Here is a 15,715-nt window from a genome sequence, read left to right as displayed (position 1 = left end):
GCACACCTTATAGGTGGATGCGACGATGGCATCGTGGACGTCAGGGGCCTACAAGCCGGCTCATACAACACACAGATCAACCATTACGCGGCCGCCCCGCCGCCGCTCGCCTGGCCGCTGCTCGTGGGCCGCGCCCCGCTGCGCGCCGACGCCTTCCAGCCCAGAGGTGCCCTTGTTTCCGTTTCGTCGCCGGTACTGGTGGGCGACGGCGGCACGGGGAAGACCCAGCTCGCCGCCGCGCTGTTCGAGCAGGCCCGCGCCGACGGCACCGACCTCGCGGTCTGGGTCACGGCGTCCTCGCGCACCGCGACGCTGACCGGCTACGCGGACGCCGCCGGCGCCCTCCGCCTCGCCACCGGCGACGTGGAGCGCGCCGCCGCCGCGTTCCTGACCTGGCTCGCGAACACCGACAGGACCTGGATCGTGGTCCTGGACGACGTCGCCGACCCCGCCGACCTGCGCGGCCTGTGGCCCTCCGGCCCGACCGGCCGCCTCGTGCTGACCACCCGCCGCCGCGACGCTGCCCTGCGCTCCCGCGGCACCGTGATCGACGTCGACGTCTTCACCCCGGCGGAGTCGGCCGCCTACCTGACGGCCAAGCTGGACCGGGCCGACCCCGACGCCGCGGCCCTGGCGGCGGACCTCGGCCACCTGCCCCTGGCCCTCGCCCAGGCCGCCGCCCTGATCGTCGACGACGCCTTGACCTGCGCCGAGTACCGCGCCCTGTTCGCCGACCGGACCAGCCGCCTGGCGGACCTGTTCCCCAACGCGACGGGCGACGACTACGACCACGAACTCGCGGCCACCTGGTCCCTGGCCGCCGACCGCGCGGACGCCCTCGCCCCGGCGGCCCTGGCCCGCCCGATGCTGCTCATGGCCGCCACCATTGACCCCAACGGCACAGGCCTACTTCTCCTCGATGGCGGACATCGCTGGCAAGCTCTGGGGCGACAGCCACCGCGACACGTTGGCGTTGCGGTATCGGACCGGCTACTGGCAGGGCGAGCGAGGCGACTTCCCCGCGGCGGTGTCCTCGCTGGAGCAGGTCCTGGCAGATCAGACCCGGATTCTCGGCGCAGAGCATCCCGACACCCTGCGCACCCGGGGCAACCTGGCCTATTGGCGCGGGCACGCCGGCGACCCGGCCAGGGCCGCGCGCGAGGACCCTGGAGGTCCTCTCCATTCTAGTGCGGACCCCCGACATCGAAGCATCGACGATCCTGAGCACGCGGCACAACCTGGCGCACTGGCGGGGGCTCGCCGGGGACCCGAGTGCCGCCGCGGAGGAGAGTGCGCGGCTACTCGTCGACGCCGAGCGGGTGCTCGGACCCGATCACCCGGACACGCTCGACACCCGTCGGAACCTGGCGCACTGGCGGGGGCTCGCCGGGGATCCGGACGCGGCCGTCGAGGGCCTCGATGCGGTGCTCGCCGACTACGTGCTCGGGGCGGATCATCCCGACACGATGCAGGTGCGGGAGAACCTCGTACATTGGCGGCCTCAGGAACTCGACGCGCTGCTCGCCGACAGGACCAGGGTCCTCGGGGCCGACCATCCGCACACCGTGCGGACGCGGCGGATGCGTCAGTAGACGTCGCGGACGTAGCGCTTGTCGGCGGCGAGCTGCTTCACATAGGCCTCGGCGGCGTCCGGGGTCAGGTGGCCGTGGGCGACGGCGATCTCGCGCAGGGTCCGGTCGACGTCCTTGGCCATGCGGCTGGCGTCGCCGCAGACGTAGAAGCAGGCGCCGTCCTGGAGCCAGGACCACAGGTGGGCGCCGTGCTCGCGCATGCGGTCCTGCACGTACACCTTGTTGCGCTGGTCGCGGGAGAACGCGAGGTCCAGGCGGGTGAGGACGCCGGTGTCGCGCAGGGCGAGCAGCTCGTCGGCGTAGTAGAAGTCGGTGCCGCGGCGCTGCTCGCCGAAGAACAACCAGTTGGCGCCGCGGGCGCCGCGCGCCTGGCGCTCCTGGAGGAAGCCGAGGAACGGGGCGACGCCGGTGCCGGGGCCGACCATGATCATGGGGGTGGCCGGGTCGGCCGGTGGGCGGAAGTGCGGGGCGCGCTGGACGAAGACCGGCACCTCGCCGTCGGCGGGCAGGTCGGCGAGGAACGTCGACGCGACGCCCTTGCGGATCTGGCCGCGACTGTTCGCGAAGCGGACCACCGACACCGTGAGGCTGACCCGGGAGGGGTCGAGCAGCGGCGTCGAGGAGATCGAGTACTGCCGCGGCTGGAGCCGCTTCAGCACGCCCGCCCACTCCTGCGCGGTCGCGTCGACGGGCCACTCGGCGATGACGTCGATCGCCTGGCGCCCCCACGTCCACTTCGCCAGCTCGCCCTGGTTGTCGGGGCGCAGCAGGGTCTTCAGGTGCGGGTCGGTGCCGCGCTCGGCGACGAACCGCAGCAGGTCCGGGCTGATCTTCGCGATCTCCAGGCGGCGGTGCAGCGCCTCGGCGAGCGGCAGCGTGCCGTGCTGGGCGACCTCGACCGGCTCGTCGGCGCGCAGTCCCGTGACCTTCAGCCACTCGTCGACCAGGTCCGGGCAGTTGACGGGCCAGACGCCGAGGGAGTCGCCGGCCTCGTACGGCAGGACGCCCTCCTCGGCCTCGAACGTGAACCGCCGCACCTCCTTCGCCGAGCCGGGCAGGCTCAGCAGGCGGTTGCCGGTGAGCCGGGCCGTCACCGGCCGGTTGCGGGTCGGCACCGGCGGTGGCGCCGCCCGCCGGGCCGGCGTGGCCCGCAGCGCGGCGATGACCTGGTCGAGCCAGGCACTGGCGGCAGGCTGGTAGTCCGGCTCGCAGTCGACGCGGGCGGTGAGCCTGGTCGCGCCGAGCTCGCTGAGCCGCGCGTCGAGGCGCCGGCCGTGGCCGCAGAAGTCGTCGTAGTTGGAGTCGCCGAACGCGAGCACGGCGTACCGGCGGTCGTCGAGCCGCGGCGTGTCCGGCCCGCCGAGCGACTGCCAGAACGCGGCGCCGTTGTCGGGCGCGTCCCCGTCGCCGAACGTGCTGGTGATGATGAGCAGGTCCGCCGGCCCGGCCAGGGTGTCGACGCCGACGTCGGCCATGCTGCGCACGCTCGCCCGCCAGCCCGCGTCGGCGAGCCGCCGGCCGACGACGCCGGCGAAGTCCTCGGCGTTGCCGGTCTGTGACGCCCACAGCACCTGGACCGCCGGGCCGGCCGGCTCCTCGGGCGCGGCCACCACGACCGGCGCTGCCGCCGGCACCCGCGAGTACCGCCCGGCGAGCAGCCCGTTCACCCACAGGGCCCGCTCGGGCAGGATCGGCGCCGACGCCGGGAGCACGGGCACGGTCGTGTGATCCGGCGGGGTGGCGACGAGCGCGTCCAGGAATCCGGCCAGATACCGCTTCTCATCGTCGGTGAGCTGCGGCGGTACCGGCGGAAGACCCAGCATCTCGCGCAGGCCCGGCTCGTCCGCAGGCAGGTCCGCGACCCTGGCCAGGGACACGGCGCAGACCTTCAGCTCCGGCTGGAAGGAGATCGGGTCGACGGCGTCGTTCGTGACGGCGTTGACGCTGAGGTACTCGCCGAACAGGTCGTTCCAGTGGAACGGTGCGAAGCAGCCGCCCGGCATCACCCGGTCCGTCACGACGGCGGGCAGCACCGCGCGGCCGCGGCGGGAGGCGACCTCGACCCGGTCGCCGTCGACGATCCCGAGGCGCGCGGCGTCGGCCGGGTTCAGCTCCACGAACGGGCCGGGGTTGAGCTTGTTGAGCTTGCCGACCCGGCCGGTCTTGGTCAGCGTGTGCCACTGGTGCTGCACGCGGCCCGTGTTGAGCAGAAACGGGTAGTCGTCGTCGGGCAGCTCCGCCGCCGGCAGGTGCGGACGCGCGAAGAAGACCGCGCGGCGGCTCGGCGTCGCGAACGCCAGTCGCGGCCGTGAGCCGTCGGGCCGCTCGTGCAGGTGCTGGCTGACGCCGTCGTTGAGGTAGCGGATCGGGTTGCGGGCCCCCGCCCCCGGCGGCGCGGGCCACTGCACCGGGCCGTCGCGGAGCTGGTCGTAGCTGACGCCGCGCAGGTCGTACCCGGTGGCCGGGTTCCAGAACGCCCGCAGCTCGGCGAAGATCTCCTCGGCGCTGCCGTAGTCGAAGGCGGCGCCGTGTCCCAGCTCCGTCGCGATGCGGGCGATCAGCTGCCAGTCGGGCAGGGCGTCTCCGGGCGGGGTCACGGCGCGGTGCACGAGCGTCAGGTTCCGCTCGGAATTGATCATGATGCCGTCGGTCTCGCCCCAGATCGTCGCGGGGAGGATCACGTCGGCGTACGCGTTGGTCTCGGTGTCGCCGTACACGTCCTGCGTGATGACCAGCTCGGCGGCCTCGAGGCCCTCGATGACGGTGCGGCGGTTGCCCACGGACGCGACGGGGTTGGTGCAGATGATCCAGCAGGCCTTGATCTCGCCGTCGGCCATCCGCTGGAACATGTCGACGGTGCCGGTGCCGACCTCGGTGCGGATGGTGCCGCGCGGCAGCCCCCACTGGTCCTCGGCGAACGCGCGGTCCTGCTCGACCAGCACCGAGCGCTGCCCGGGCAGGCCGGGGCCCATGTACCCCATCTCACGGCCGCCCATGGCGTTGGGCTGGCCGGTGAGCGACAGCGGCCCGCTGCCGGTGCGGCAGATCGCCCCGGTTGCGAGGTGCAGGTTGACCAGGGCGTTCGTGTTCCAGGTGCCGTGCGTGGACTGGTTGAGCCCCATGGTCCAGCAGCTCACCCAGTTCTCCGCGGTACCGATGAGCGCCGCGGCCTCACGCAACGATTTTTCGGAAATGCCGGTTATTTCGGACACTCTTGCCGGGGCGTAGTCGGCCAGGAAGGCGGGCATGGCGTCCCAGCCCTCCGTGTGCGCCGCGATGAACTCCTCGTCGACGTGGCCGCCCTCGACGAGCAGGTGCAGCAGACCGTTCAGCAGCGCGAGGTCGGTGCCGGGGTTGACCTGCAGGAACAGGTCGGCCTTGTCGGCGGTGGCGGTGCGCCGCGGGTCGACCACGATGAGCCTCGCGCCGGCCTTCATGCGGTCGAGCATCCGCAGGAACAGGATCGGGTGGCAGTCGGCCATGTTCGCGCCGATCACGAGGAACACGTCGGCGTGGTCGAGGTCGTCGTACGAGCCGGGCGGCCCGTCCGAGCCCAGCGACAGCTTGTAGCCGCTGCCGGCGCTCGCCATGCACAGCCGCGAGTTCGACTCGATCTGGTTGGTGCCGATGAAGCCCTTCGCCAGCTTGTTCGCCAGGTACTGCGCCTCCAGGGTCATCTGCCCCGACACGTACAGCGCGACCGCATCCGGCCCGTGCTCGTCGATGATCGCCCGCAGCCGCCGCGCGGTCTCGGTGATCGTGGCGTCGAGGTCGGCGTCCTGCGGCGCGGCACCGCGTTCCCGGCGGACCTTCGCCGTGCCGAGTCGCCCGGGCGCCGCGAGCATGTCGGCGCTCGTCGCCCCCTTGGTGCACAGCCGCCCGCGGTTGGCCGGGTGCTCCTTGTCACCGGCCGCCTTCAGCGCGCTCCGCCGGCCGTCAGGCCCGGTCTGGATGTCCAGCACCATCCCGCAGCCGACGCCACAGTACGAACACACCGTCCTGACCTGCGTGCCGAGTGCTACCACAACCACATCCCTCCGCCCGGCCGACACCGTCGCGTCGACCGTGACGCTGCGGGCAGCCTAAGGAGAGCGCGTTACACGCACGTCACGCCGTTCATCGCCACCCCGTTACACGTGCCCCACATCGACACCGCCCGAGCTGTGAAGGAGCTCGCCGCCGTCGCGCGGCGTGCCCTGGAAGTCGCCGGCGCGCGGCTTCTCCCGGAAGTCGCCGGCGCTCCGCGCGTCCTGGAAGTCGCCGGCGCCCGGCGCCTCTTGGAAGTCGCTGGCGCGAGACGTCTCTTGGAAGTCGCCGGCGCGAGACGTCTCTTGGAAGTCGGTCAGGTCGCGCAGCCGCCGGACGGGCGACAGGACCAGCGCGAGCGGGGCGGCCAGGGTCGCCGCGGCGAACAGCCACAGCGTCGTGCGCCCGTCCAGCGCGCCGGCCAGGGCACCCGCGACGAGGCCGCCGACGGGGATCGCGCCCCAGGACACGAACCGGACCGTGGCCATGACCCTCGGCAGCAGGTCCGGCGGGCTGGCGATCTGGCGGTACGTCCGGGTCGTGACGCTCAGCACGACCACCCCGCCGGCGAACACCACGTTGCCGGCGGCGAACGCCACGAACGCCGGCCAACCGGCGCCGACCGGCACGAGGGCCGCGCCGGCGACCGCCGCGAACCCGGCCCAGACCAGGGCCCTGGCGGATCCGAGCCGGCCCGTGATCCGCGCCGTCAGCGCCGCGCCGACGAGAGACCCGACGCCCTCCGCGGCGAGCAGCAGGCCGACCAGCCCGGCGGGCGCGTGCAGCTCGCGCACCAGGTACAGCGGGTACACGGCCAGCTGCGCGCCGCAGACGAAGTTGACGGCGGTCGCGGTCCACATGCCGGGGCCCATCACCGGGTGGCGGACCACGAACCACCATCCTTCCCGGATCAGCCCCCAGGCCGGGCCCGTCCCAGCACGGACCCTGCCGCCCCGAGCCGGCAGGGTCCGCAGCAGCGCGGCGGAGACGACGAAGCTGGCGGCGTCCACCAGTACCGTGGCGACGGGACCGAACAGTTGGACGCAGAACCCACCGACGGACGGCCCGCCGAGCTGGGTGGCGGCGTGCGTGGCCGACACGAGGCTGTTGCGGGCCTGCAGCCGCTCCCGCTCGACGATCTCCGGCAGGAAGGTCGCGTTGGCCACGTCGAAGACGACGTTGGCGAAGCTCACGACGAGTGCCACCGCGACCAGCTGCGGCACGCTCAGCCACCCCCACCACCAGGCGAGCGGCACCGACCCGACGGCGGCGGCCCGGGCGAGGTCCGCGCCGACCTGCACCCCGCGCAGCGGCAGCCGCTGCACGAACACCCCCGCCGGCAGCCCGATGACCAGCCACGCGAGATAGCTCGCCGCCGCGATCAGCCCCATCTCGAACGGGCCCGCGTCGAGCACCGTCAACGCCGTCAGTGGCAGCGCGACCGCCCCGACCGCCGACCCGACGCTGCTGGTGGTCCCGGCCGCCCACCAGGTCCAGAACAGCGTCTCTTTGCGCGATGTGGTGAGTTCCATAATGGAACGCACTATAGTCGGTAGGCATGGACCGCGCTGCCCTCGCCGACGCCGACTGCGGCATCAGCCAGGCGCTCGGCGTGATGGGCGACGGCTGGACGTTCCTGATCGTGCGGGACATCGCCGGCGGCACGACCCGCTTCGACGCGCTGCAGCGCGCCCTCGGCGTGAGCCGGCGCGCCCTCACCGAGCGCCTCGCCCGGCTCGTCGAGCACGGAGTGCTGCACCGGCGGCAGTATTCGGCGCACCCGCCGCGCTACGACTACCTGCTCACCGCGAAGGGCGAAGGGCTGCTGCCCGTGCTGGTCGCCCTGCAGGACTGGGGCACCCGCCACGTCATGGGCTCAGGCGCCCTGACCGCAACCGCCGCCGCTGCCCCCGGCTCCGCCTCTACCTCCGGCTCCGCTTCCGCTTCCGGCTCCGCTTCAGGCTCCCCTTCCGGCTCCGCTTCCGGCTCCGACTTCGGCTCCGGCGAGGTGCGCAGGGTGCACGCTCTGACCGGCCGCCGCCTGCCGGCCGTCACGCTCACCGCACACGACGACACCCCGGTCGACCTCGGCACTCCGGTCTCATGGATGCTGCTGTACTGCTTCCCTGGCGCCTTCGCCCCGGACGCCCACGGTTATCCGCCCGGGTGGGGAGACATCCCCGGCGCGCCCGGCTGCACCCTGGAGTCGCTGACCTACGCCGACCGCCACCCGGCGTTCCTGGCGAAGGGCGTCGCCGTGCACGGCGTGAGCACCCAGCGCCCCGACCAGCTGGCCGCGTTCGCCGCCCACGCCCGCCTGCCGTTTCCGCTGCTGTCGGACCAGGACCTCATGCTGACCGCCGGCCTGCTCCTGCCGACCTTCCGCGCCGCGGGCGTCGACCGCCTCAAGCGGCTCACCCTGCTCGCCGACCCCGCGGGCGTGATCCGCGAGGTGCAGTTCCCGATCACCGACCCGGCCGCCTCGGTCGACGAGATCCTCGCCCGCGTCCCGAACCCCTGACGCTTCTCCGTCGTGCCTTACAGCGTGACGGCGGCCCGCCCGTCGGGGCGGCTGCCGGGGTCGAGCACCCAGTGCTCACGGATCGCCGCCCGGTACATCCGGTAGATCCCGTCACCGGTGACCTCTTCGATCCTGACCAGCCGCCCACCCTTCGGCAGCGCCGCCGCACCATACGTCGCCGCGACCTCCGCCACGGCCTCCCCGGAGACCTCCTCCGCCACCCCACTCATGTACACGGCGAACGCCCCACCCACCTCCACCCGCGAGTCGAACACCACCATGCTCACCTCGGGCCGCACCGCCAGGTTCCGCGAATGCAACGTCTCCGGCGACGACATCCAGACGAGCTCCCGATACCCGTTCATCGTGTAGAAGACCGGCGACACCCACGGCTTCCCACCCGCGTCCGCGGTGCCCAGCACCACATACCGCCCCTCGTCCAGCACACCCCGCGCAGCATCCTCAAACCCCGCCATACCAACACCGTATGCCATCCCCCGGCACCCCGCAGACGCCGTCAGCGCGTCAGGACGAACGTGACCTCACCCGGACCGGCCGGATCGCGGACCCACACCTCAACCTCCACCAACCCTTCGGGCACCGGAACCCAGTGCTCGACAGCGCTGACCGCCATCCCCGCATCGAGACCGGCCGGACCGACCTCGAACCGACCCGTGTGCACCAGGCTCCAGCCATCAAGCACGGGCCGCCCGTCGTACACACGGACGATCACCGGCCCGCAATCATCACTCCAGGTCGCGACCAGCATCATGCCCGGCCCGGACACCGCCGTGTGCGGCCCACCACCCCATTCCGGCACACTGCAGTCCCCACCGGTCACGGACAGCCTGATCTGGCCGTACTCGGGCTCGATGCCCACCTCAAGCAACAGCTCACCATCCGCCATCGGCCGATGATGCCCGACCACGCCCACGCAAGAAACCCACGCACGCCCCCGTGCCCCGCTGACACAACCGACCCCCGCCGCGATCAGGCAAGGAACAGGATCAGCCAGCGAAGCCACCCCCTTTGCCACGGCGGGCAATACGCGGGCCGATACCGCGGACCCGAACCAGGCAACGCCACTTGTCGCGGTCGCGGTCGCCGTGGATGCAACGCGGCCGCTGCCTGGACCGACCGCGCACACCGCGGACCTGTGGAACCACGTCAAGCACCAGCAACAGCCGAGTGACGCCGCTACGGTGACCGCCAGCCAGCCCCACGTCGCGCGGGACACCGGCCGCCTCGGTGACCAGGTGGCGCTCGCTGCCCACCTCACCCCGGTCAACCGGACTCGAACCAGGCATCATGGTCGTGACCGGGACCGCGGTCGGCGTGGATGCGGCGCGACCGCTGCCTGGGCCGACCGTGCACACCGCCGACCTGCAGGACCGCGTCAAGCAGAGACAGCAACCAGGTGACGCCGCTGCGATGACCACCCGCCAGCGCCACGGCGAGCGGGACACCGACAGCGGGCCGCCGACACGCCGGTGATCAGATGGCGCTCGCCGCCCAGCCCGCCCCATCGACCGAGCTCGAATCAGGCGTCGCGGTCGTGGTCGCGGTCGTGGTCAAGACTGCGGTCGGCGTGGATGAGGCGTGGCCGGCGCCTAGGCCGACCGCGCACACCGCGGACCTGTAGAACCACGTCGAGCAACGACAGCAATTGACCAACGTCGCCGCAGCGACCGCCGGTCAGCATCACAGCGAGCGGGACACCGCCGCGTCGGCAATCAGATGGCGCTCGAGGCCCAGCCGCCCCAGTCGACCGGACTCCAACCCCGGCGGCCCCGGTCGACCGGACTCGAACCAGGCGCCATGGTCGCGGTCGTGGCCGAGGCTGCGGTCGAGGCTGCGGTCGGCGTGGATGCGGCCTGGCCGGCGTCTGGGCCAGCCGCGCACACTGCGGATCTCTAGGACCGCGTCGAGCTATGGCAGCAATTGACCAACGTCGCCGCGGTGACCGCCGGTCAGCATTACGGCGGACGGGACGCCGACGCGTCGGCGATCAGATGGCGCTCGCCGCCCTGGTCGACCGGACTCAGACCAGGCGTCATGGTCGTGGTCGAGGTCGAGGCTGCGGTCGAGGCTGCGGTCCGGGCTGCGGTCGGCGTGGATGCAGCCTGGCCCGCGTCTGGGCCGGCCGCACACACCGCGGACCTGTAGGATCACGTCGAGCAACGACAGCAATTGACCAACGTCGCCGCGGCGACCGCCGGTCAGCATCACGGCGAACGGGACGCCGACGCGTCGGAGATCAGATGGCGCTCGCCACCCAGCTTGCCCGGTCGGCCAGGATCGGGCTGGTGTGCGGCCCCCGTTAAGTGCACGCAGGTGCGAAGGGCCCCGCCCGGATCGGCGTGCACGCCGGCGATGGGTCGACGGCTGCCGCGGACAGGTCGCAGCTCGCGGCGGAGCTGGGTGAGAGCAGCGGCGCCACCGGCTATCCAGCCGCCCGGCGGCACGTGGCTCGGCCAGGATCACTTCGTGCGGCTGCTGCCAGACGCCGGGCTCGGGCGGCTCCTGCAACCACCGCCAGCAGGTAGCGCCGGAGGCGTCCGACGCCGCCGCCGCCGGCAACGCGCTTCACGACACTCCGGCCCGGGCCGCGAAGCCGAGTCACGCTGAACTGATCTCGAAGGCGCGACGCACGCGACCGTCGTGGCGAAGTCGACGGCGCCGGCCTCGCGCAGCACCCGACCGGCCACTGTGTGTACGACGTTGTCAACGCTCCGGCGGTCGCCGGAGTCAGGAAAGCGGTGCCACCAGCTATCCAGCCGCCCGGCGGAACGTGGCTCGGCCAGGGTCAGTTCGTGCGGCTGCTGCCAGACGCCGGGCTCGGGCGACTCCTGCAACCGCCGCCAGCAGGTAGCGCCGGAGGCGCCGGACACGGCCGCCGCCGGCAACGCGCTTCACGACACTCCGGCCCGGGCCGCGAAGCCGAGTCACGCTGAACTGATCTCGAAGGCGCGACGCACGCGACCGTCGTGGCGAAGTCGACGGCGCCGGCCTCGCGCAGCGCCCGACCGGCCACTGTGTGTACGACGTTGTCAACGCTCCGGCGGTCGCCGTGGTCAGAAGAAGGCGGTCAGGAGAGGAACAGGGCGGCCAGCCGGGGCAGGTGCAGCCGCATCCGCTCGTCGTCCTCGAGGTCCCACCGCTCGCCGCGGGCCGGTGACGGACGGGTCGGCGACCGGGTGGCTAACGCCTCGTCGTAGCCGGACGGGGAGCCGGTGCTGCGGGTGTAGGCCGTGCGGGCCACATACAGCATCGCCTCGCAGCCGAGCCAGCCCTTGCCGGTGGACGCCATGCGATGGACCACCGGCAGGTCGGCGAGGGAGTCGGGGTCGGCGACGGCGGCGTCGAACGCGGAGCGGCCCTGCAGCATCAGGCCGGCCCGGAAGTCCATGAAGCCGTCGTCGCCGCAGCCGCCCTCGATGAGATAGGCGGCGGCCCACAGCGGCGCCAGATACGCCGCGTCGAAGACCGTCGAGAAGCAGCGCCCGAACGCGACGATCGACGCGGGTGGCAGGGCCGCGACCCGCGACAGCACCTCGCCCGGCAGCGGGTCGTCGGCCGAGTCACGATCCCCCGCCGACGACCCGCACGCCGCCCGAGCCGATTCGATCAGCCCCCACCACTCCCGCAGCTCCATGACCGACACGGTAGCCCCGGGGTACGACAGAAAAACCGCTACTCGAAGCGCAGCCCATCGGGGCGCATGAGGCGCCACAGCGCGGGCAGGCTCGCGGTGGTGACGAGCAGGACCACCCCGCCGGCGATGCCGCACACGATCGCGATGCCGGTCACGTCGGCGTGGAAGGGCACGTCGACGGTGGCCAGGAGCATGGCGCCCAGGCCGAGGCCGAGGCCGGTCGCCAGCACCAGGCCCAGGACGACCGGGAGCAGGGTCTGCCAGAGGATCGACCAGCCCAGCGTGGAGCGGCGGACGCCGAAGGCGACCAGCGCGGCCAGGGTGCGCCGCCGCTCGCGCAGCTGCTCGATCGTGCCGACGAGCAGGCTCAGCCCGACGAGCAGGAGGGTGACGGCCGAGCCGGCGAACAGACCGCGGCGGATGCTCATGAACGTGCTGTCGCGCACCTTCGAGCGCAGGATCGACACGTCCATGGCCGGGCTGATGGCCATCGCGGCGTTGCGCAGCCGCTCCTCGGCGTCCAGGCCGGCGGCCGGGTCCAGGTGGACGTAGGACTCGAAGGTGGGCTCCGCGCGGGCGGCCGGCGCGGCGGCGGGCGTGACGAGGATGCCCTCGACGTCCTGGCCCCACGGGTCCTTGCGGGCCTGCGCCCGGTGCGCCGCCGCCGGCACGGTCCACTGTGGACCTTGCGGGGTGGCGGACGGGTCGCCCATGCGCACGGTCCGGCCGATGAGGTCGGGACGGTCCAGCACGAACACGTCGCCGTCCGCGCAGCTCTCCAGCGCGGCCATCTCGCGCAGCACGTCGCAGTCGCCGACCCGCACTCCCACGAAGTCGTCGTCGCTGATGGAGGCGATGTCCCTCCTGTACGTGTGGACCGACGTCACTCCGACGGCCCGCAGCCTCGCGTCGATCCCGGCGGCGTCCTTGGCCGTCGTGATCGGGGACACGGTGAGCAGCGTGACCGCCTGCGCACGGGTCGGGTCCTGCCCGGTGTTGATGGTGTACTCGGACTCGGCTGCGGCGAACAGCATCTGCAGCGCGATCGTGCCGGCCGCCGCGACCGCGATGGCGCCGACGGCCCGCACGGAGCTGCCGCCGGACAGTTGCAGGCGGCGCACCGCCATCTGCCACGACACGCTCCCGCCGGCGCCGAGGCGGCCGACCAGCCGGTCGAAGACCCACGGCAGCAGCAGCGCCACGCCGAGCAGCAGCAGCGACACCCCGCCGACCGCCTGCCACGGGTTGAACTCGCCGTGCTTGCCGGTCAGCGGCGCGAGCAGGCCGGCACCGGCGAGCGGGACGAGCACCCGCCACCACAGGCGCCGGTGGGTGCTGGAGGAGGCGCGGCGCACGACGCCGAGCGGCTCGACGACCACCCGGCGCATCGCCACCAGGGTCATCGCCAGCGCGGCCACGGGCACGGCCACGACGAGCAGCGCGAGCAGCGGCAGCGGCGGGCGCACGTCGGAGCCGTACACGCTGAGGTCGGCGATCTCGAACACCTCGACGAACTGCCGGCCGGCGAGGAAGAAGGCGCCGCCGGCGAGCAGGCCGAGGGTCGCGCTGATCACCGCCTCGCCGCCCGCGATCCGGCGGGTCATGGCACCGTCGGCGCCGACGAGCCGGACGGCGGCGAGCCGCCGGTCGCGCTGCTCGCCGCCGAAGCGGGTGGCGGCGGCCACGAACATCGCCACCGGCATGAGCAGCACCACGAAGATGACCACGACCAGCATGAGCAGGAAGGGGTCCAGCGGACGGTGCTCGCTGCGGCTGCCGTACGAGTCGATGCGCTGAACCTGCGGCTGGCCGAACGCGAGGTCGCCACGCTGGGCGTAGTAGACCAGCTCGTTCGGCCCGGAAAGACCGGCCTTGCCGATCGTGCCCGCCACGGTGCCGGGCATCCGGTCGCGCAGCAGCGCGCCGTCGGAGGAGGCCAGCAGGTCCCGCAGCGCCGGCGACACGAGCATCGTGCCGGGCGCCGGCATCGCCTGCACGCCGGGCGGCAGCACCGGGTGGGCGCCGTCGGCGCGGACGAGCCGGCCGCGGACGTTCTTGCCGTGGAAGGAGGTCGCGAGGTTCAGCGTCAGCACGGTCGTGTCCCCGGCCGGCAGCTCGTCGCCACCGTACCGGTCGTCGTCGCGGGCGGCGGTGCGGTCGCTGCGCGCGTCGAGCATCGTCGGGATGGACACGGACAGCAGCAGCACCGCGACGCCGAGGCCGACGCCGACGGCGGTGAGCGCGGTGCGCAGCAGCCCCTCCCGGCCGCCGCTGAGCGCGAGCCGGACCCCGAGGCCGATCTCCGTCGCCCAGCGCCGCAGCCGGCCGGCCCGCACGGGACCGCCCTCCGGCGCGTGCCGGCCGCCCCCGCCGAGCGCCACGGACGGCGTGTCGATGGCACTCATGCCGCCACCTCCGCTGCGCTCCGGCGTCGGCCTGAGCCAACGCTGCAACACTGATTCGCGGCTCCTCCGCTGCGCTCCGGACCGCTCACGCCGCCACCTCCGCTGCGCTCCGGCGTCGGCCTGAGCCAACGCTGCAACACTGATTCGCGGCTCCTCCGCTGCGCTCCGGACCGCTCATGCCGCCACCTCGCCGTACACCGCGATCATGACTGCCTCGCCAGGTCGAGGGCCTTGCCGTCGCGGACGACGATCTCGCGGTCGGCGTAGGCGGCGACCCGGGCCTCGTGCGTCACGAGCACGACGGCGGCTCCGGCGTCCCGCGCCGCCTCGGTGAACAGGCGCATGACCCGCTCGCCGTTGAGGGAGTCCAGGGCGCCGGTCGGCTCGTCGGCGAAGACGACCCGCGCGCCGGTGACGAGCGCCCGGGCGACGGCAACGCGCTGCCCCTGGCCGCCGGACACCTCGCCGGGCCGCTTGCCGGCCACGTCGGTGATCTCCAGGCGCTCCAGCCACCCGGCGGCGCGCCGCTGGGCGTCCTTGCGCCGGTGGCCGGACAGGCGCAGCGGCAGCGCCACGTTCTCCAGGCAGGTCAGCTCGGGCACGAGCTGGCCGAACTGGAACACGAAGCCGAACTCGCCGCGCCGCAGCGCGCTACGCCGGGCGTCGGACATCGCCGACAGCTCCTGGTCGCGGTAGAGGACCTGTCCGCCGTCGGGGCGGACGATCCCGGCGAGGCAGTGCAGCAGGGTCGACTTGCCGGAGCCGGACGGCCCCATCACGGCCACGACCTCGCCGGCCGCGACCGACATGGAGGCGCCCGACAGGGCCTGTGTGGATCCGAACGACTTCGTCAGTGACACGGCGGAGAGCATCAGGCACGCACCTTCCGGGCCAGGTCGTCGAGGCGGGCGGCGGTGAGCTCCAGCCAGCGCAGGTCGGCCTCCAGGTGGAACAGGGCGTGGTCGCAGATCAGCTGGTCGGCGAGGTCACCGCCGGTCTTGCGGCGGGTCAGCTCGCGCATGAGGCGCAGGTGCTCGGCCCGCTGCGTGTCCAGCAGCTCGCCCGCGGGGCGGCCGGTCAGCAGCGCGAGGATCACCTTCATGTAGAGGGTGTTCTGCAGGTACGGCTCGGGCTTCTCCGGCGAGGCCAGCCACTGCTCGACGTCCGTGACGCCGGCCTGGGTGATCGCGTAGCGCTTGCGGTCGGGGCCCTCGCCGGGCTCGACGCTGTCGACGGTGACCAGGCCGTGCTTCAGCAGCCGGGACAGGGTCGAGTAGACCTGCCCGTAGGCGAGGGGGCGGTCGCTGCCGAACCGCTCGTCGTAGGCCCGCTTCAGGTCGTAACCGTGGCGGGGCTGGGACTCGAGCAGCCCCAGAAACGCTTGACCGATGGACATGGAGGCGACTGTACACCATGTGTATACCTACGTTGTATACACACGTTGTAGAGCTATTGAGCTGGGCGGATGCGCAGAACGTCTCATGCGTTTGGAGGAGACGATGTGCCAACCGCCGCC

Annotated in this window: 11 protein-coding genes and 2 pseudogenes; 3 read left to right on the top strand and 10 right to left on the bottom strand. The window is 72.9% G+C overall.

The annotated features are described in order from the left end of the window. The first annotated feature begins 33 nt into the window (after nucleotides 1-33). Together AB0I21_RS17785 and AB0I21_RS17780 are read left to right on the top strand one after the other, a co-directional pair. Entirely contained in the window at nucleotides 34-1,188 is a 1,155-nt protein-coding gene (locus AB0I21_RS17785; protein ID WP_360562295.1) for an NB-ARC domain-containing protein, read from the top strand. Further along, a complete protein-coding gene (locus AB0I21_RS17780; RefSeq protein ID WP_360562293.1) occupies nucleotides 1,188-1,592 on the top strand; it encodes a tetratricopeptide repeat protein in 405 nt (134 codons plus the stop codon). The genes AB0I21_RS17785 and AB0I21_RS17780 overlap by 1 nt, the downstream gene beginning before the upstream one ends. Here AB0I21_RS17780 and AB0I21_RS17775 read toward each other — a convergent pair. Continuing rightward, nucleotides 1,586-5,587 carry a bifunctional nitrate reductase/sulfite reductase flavoprotein subunit alpha gene (locus AB0I21_RS17775; protein WP_360562292.1) on the bottom strand — a complete coding sequence of 1,334 codons (4,002 nt, stop codon included), beginning with the start codon at nucleotides 5,585-5,587 and terminating at the stop codon, nucleotides 1,586-1,588. The two genes, AB0I21_RS17780 and AB0I21_RS17775, sit on opposite strands and share 7 nt — an antisense overlap. A 135-nt stretch (nucleotides 5,588-5,722) precedes the next feature. Further along, nucleotides 5,723-7,150 carry an MFS transporter gene (locus AB0I21_RS17770; protein WP_360562291.1) on the bottom strand — a complete coding sequence of 476 codons (1,428 nt, stop codon included), beginning with the start codon at nucleotides 7,148-7,150 and terminating at the stop codon, nucleotides 5,723-5,725. A gap of 26 nt (nucleotides 7,151-7,176) precedes the next feature. Between AB0I21_RS17770 and AB0I21_RS17765 the strand changes: the two genes are divergently transcribed. Continuing rightward, complete coding sequence (locus AB0I21_RS17765; protein WP_360562289.1) at nucleotides 7,177-8,139, top strand: winged helix-turn-helix transcriptional regulator; 963 nt, start codon at nucleotides 7,177-7,179, stop codon at nucleotides 8,137-8,139. A 17-nt stretch (nucleotides 8,140-8,156) separates the two neighbouring features. Here AB0I21_RS17765 and AB0I21_RS17760 read toward each other — a convergent pair whose 3' ends face one another. From AB0I21_RS17760 to AB0I21_RS17725, 8 genes and pseudogenes are all read right to left on the bottom strand, one after another. After that, nucleotides 8,157-8,615, bottom strand: a complete 459-nt coding sequence (locus tag AB0I21_RS17760) for a pyridoxamine 5'-phosphate oxidase family protein (protein ID WP_360562288.1) — start codon at nucleotides 8,613-8,615, stop codon at nucleotides 8,157-8,159. Between the two features lie 41 nt (nucleotides 8,616-8,656). After that, nucleotides 8,657-9,046: a hypothetical protein gene (locus AB0I21_RS17755; protein WP_360562286.1), complete on the bottom strand. Its 390-nt coding sequence runs from the start codon at nucleotides 9,044-9,046 to the stop codon at nucleotides 8,657-8,659. A 657-nt stretch (nucleotides 9,047-9,703) separates the two neighbouring features. Further along, a pseudogene (locus AB0I21_RS17750) lies at nucleotides 9,704-9,885 on the bottom strand (IS5/IS1182 family transposase); the annotation flags it as partial. Nucleotides 9,886-9,993: 108 nt separating this feature from the next. Next, a pseudogene (locus AB0I21_RS17745) lies at nucleotides 9,994-10,187 on the bottom strand (IS5/IS1182 family transposase); the annotation flags it as partial. A gap of 1,040 nt (nucleotides 10,188-11,227) precedes the next feature. After that, complete coding sequence (locus tag AB0I21_RS17740; protein WP_360562284.1) at nucleotides 11,228-11,794, bottom strand: DUF4240 domain-containing protein; 567 nt, start codon at nucleotides 11,792-11,794, stop codon at nucleotides 11,228-11,230. A gap of 38 nt (nucleotides 11,795-11,832) precedes the next feature. After that, nucleotides 11,833-14,199, bottom strand: a complete 2,367-nt coding sequence (locus AB0I21_RS17735; RefSeq protein ID WP_360562282.1) for an FtsX-like permease family protein — start codon at nucleotides 14,197-14,199, stop codon at nucleotides 11,833-11,835. Nucleotides 14,200-14,402: 203 nt separating this feature from the next. After that, nucleotides 14,403-15,071: an ABC transporter ATP-binding protein gene (locus tag AB0I21_RS17730; RefSeq protein WP_360562280.1), complete on the bottom strand. Its 669-nt coding sequence runs from the start codon at nucleotides 15,069-15,071 to the stop codon at nucleotides 14,403-14,405. After that, entirely contained in the window at nucleotides 15,071-15,595 is a 525-nt protein-coding gene (locus tag AB0I21_RS17725) for a PadR family transcriptional regulator (protein ID WP_360562279.1), read from the bottom strand. Before AB0I21_RS17725 ends, AB0I21_RS17730 begins: the two co-directional genes overlap by 1 nt. Between the last annotated feature and the right edge of the window lie 120 nt (nucleotides 15,596-15,715).

The sequence above is a fragment of the Dactylosporangium sp. NPDC050588 genome (assembly GCF_040654975.1).
GTDB lineage: Bacteria > Actinomycetota > Actinomycetes > Mycobacteriales > Micromonosporaceae > Dactylosporangium > Dactylosporangium maewongense.
This window is presented reverse-complemented; position numbering and strand designations above follow the sequence as displayed.

Coding starts and splice junctions, on each gene's coding strand:
- AB0I21_RS17770 (WP_360562291.1), bottom strand. CDS start 7,150: ATGGAACTCACCACATCGCGCAAAGAGACGCTGTTCTGGACCTGGTGG.
- AB0I21_RS17765 (WP_360562289.1), top strand. CDS start 7,177: ATGGACCGCGCTGCCCTCGCCGACGCCGACTGCGGCATCAGCCAGGCG.
- AB0I21_RS17760 (WP_360562288.1), bottom strand. CDS start 8,615: ATGGCGGGGTTTGAGGATGCTGCGCGGGGTGTGCTGGACGAGGGGCGG.
- AB0I21_RS17755 (WP_360562286.1), bottom strand. CDS start 9,046: ATGGCGGATGGTGAGCTGTTGCTTGAGGTGGGCATCGAGCCCGAGTAC.
- AB0I21_RS17740 (WP_360562284.1), bottom strand. CDS start 11,794: ATGGAGCTGCGGGAGTGGTGGGGGCTGATCGAATCGGCTCGGGCGGCG.
- AB0I21_RS17735 (WP_360562282.1), bottom strand. CDS start 14,199: ATGAGTGCCATCGACACGCCGTCCGTGGCGCTCGGCGGGGGCGGCCGG.
- AB0I21_RS17730 (WP_360562280.1), bottom strand. CDS start 15,071: ATGCTCTCCGCCGTGTCACTGACGAAGTCGTTCGGATCCACACAGGCC.
- AB0I21_RS17725 (WP_360562279.1), bottom strand. CDS start 15,595: ATGTCCATCGGTCAAGCGTTTCTGGGGCTGCTCGAGTCCCAGCCCCGC.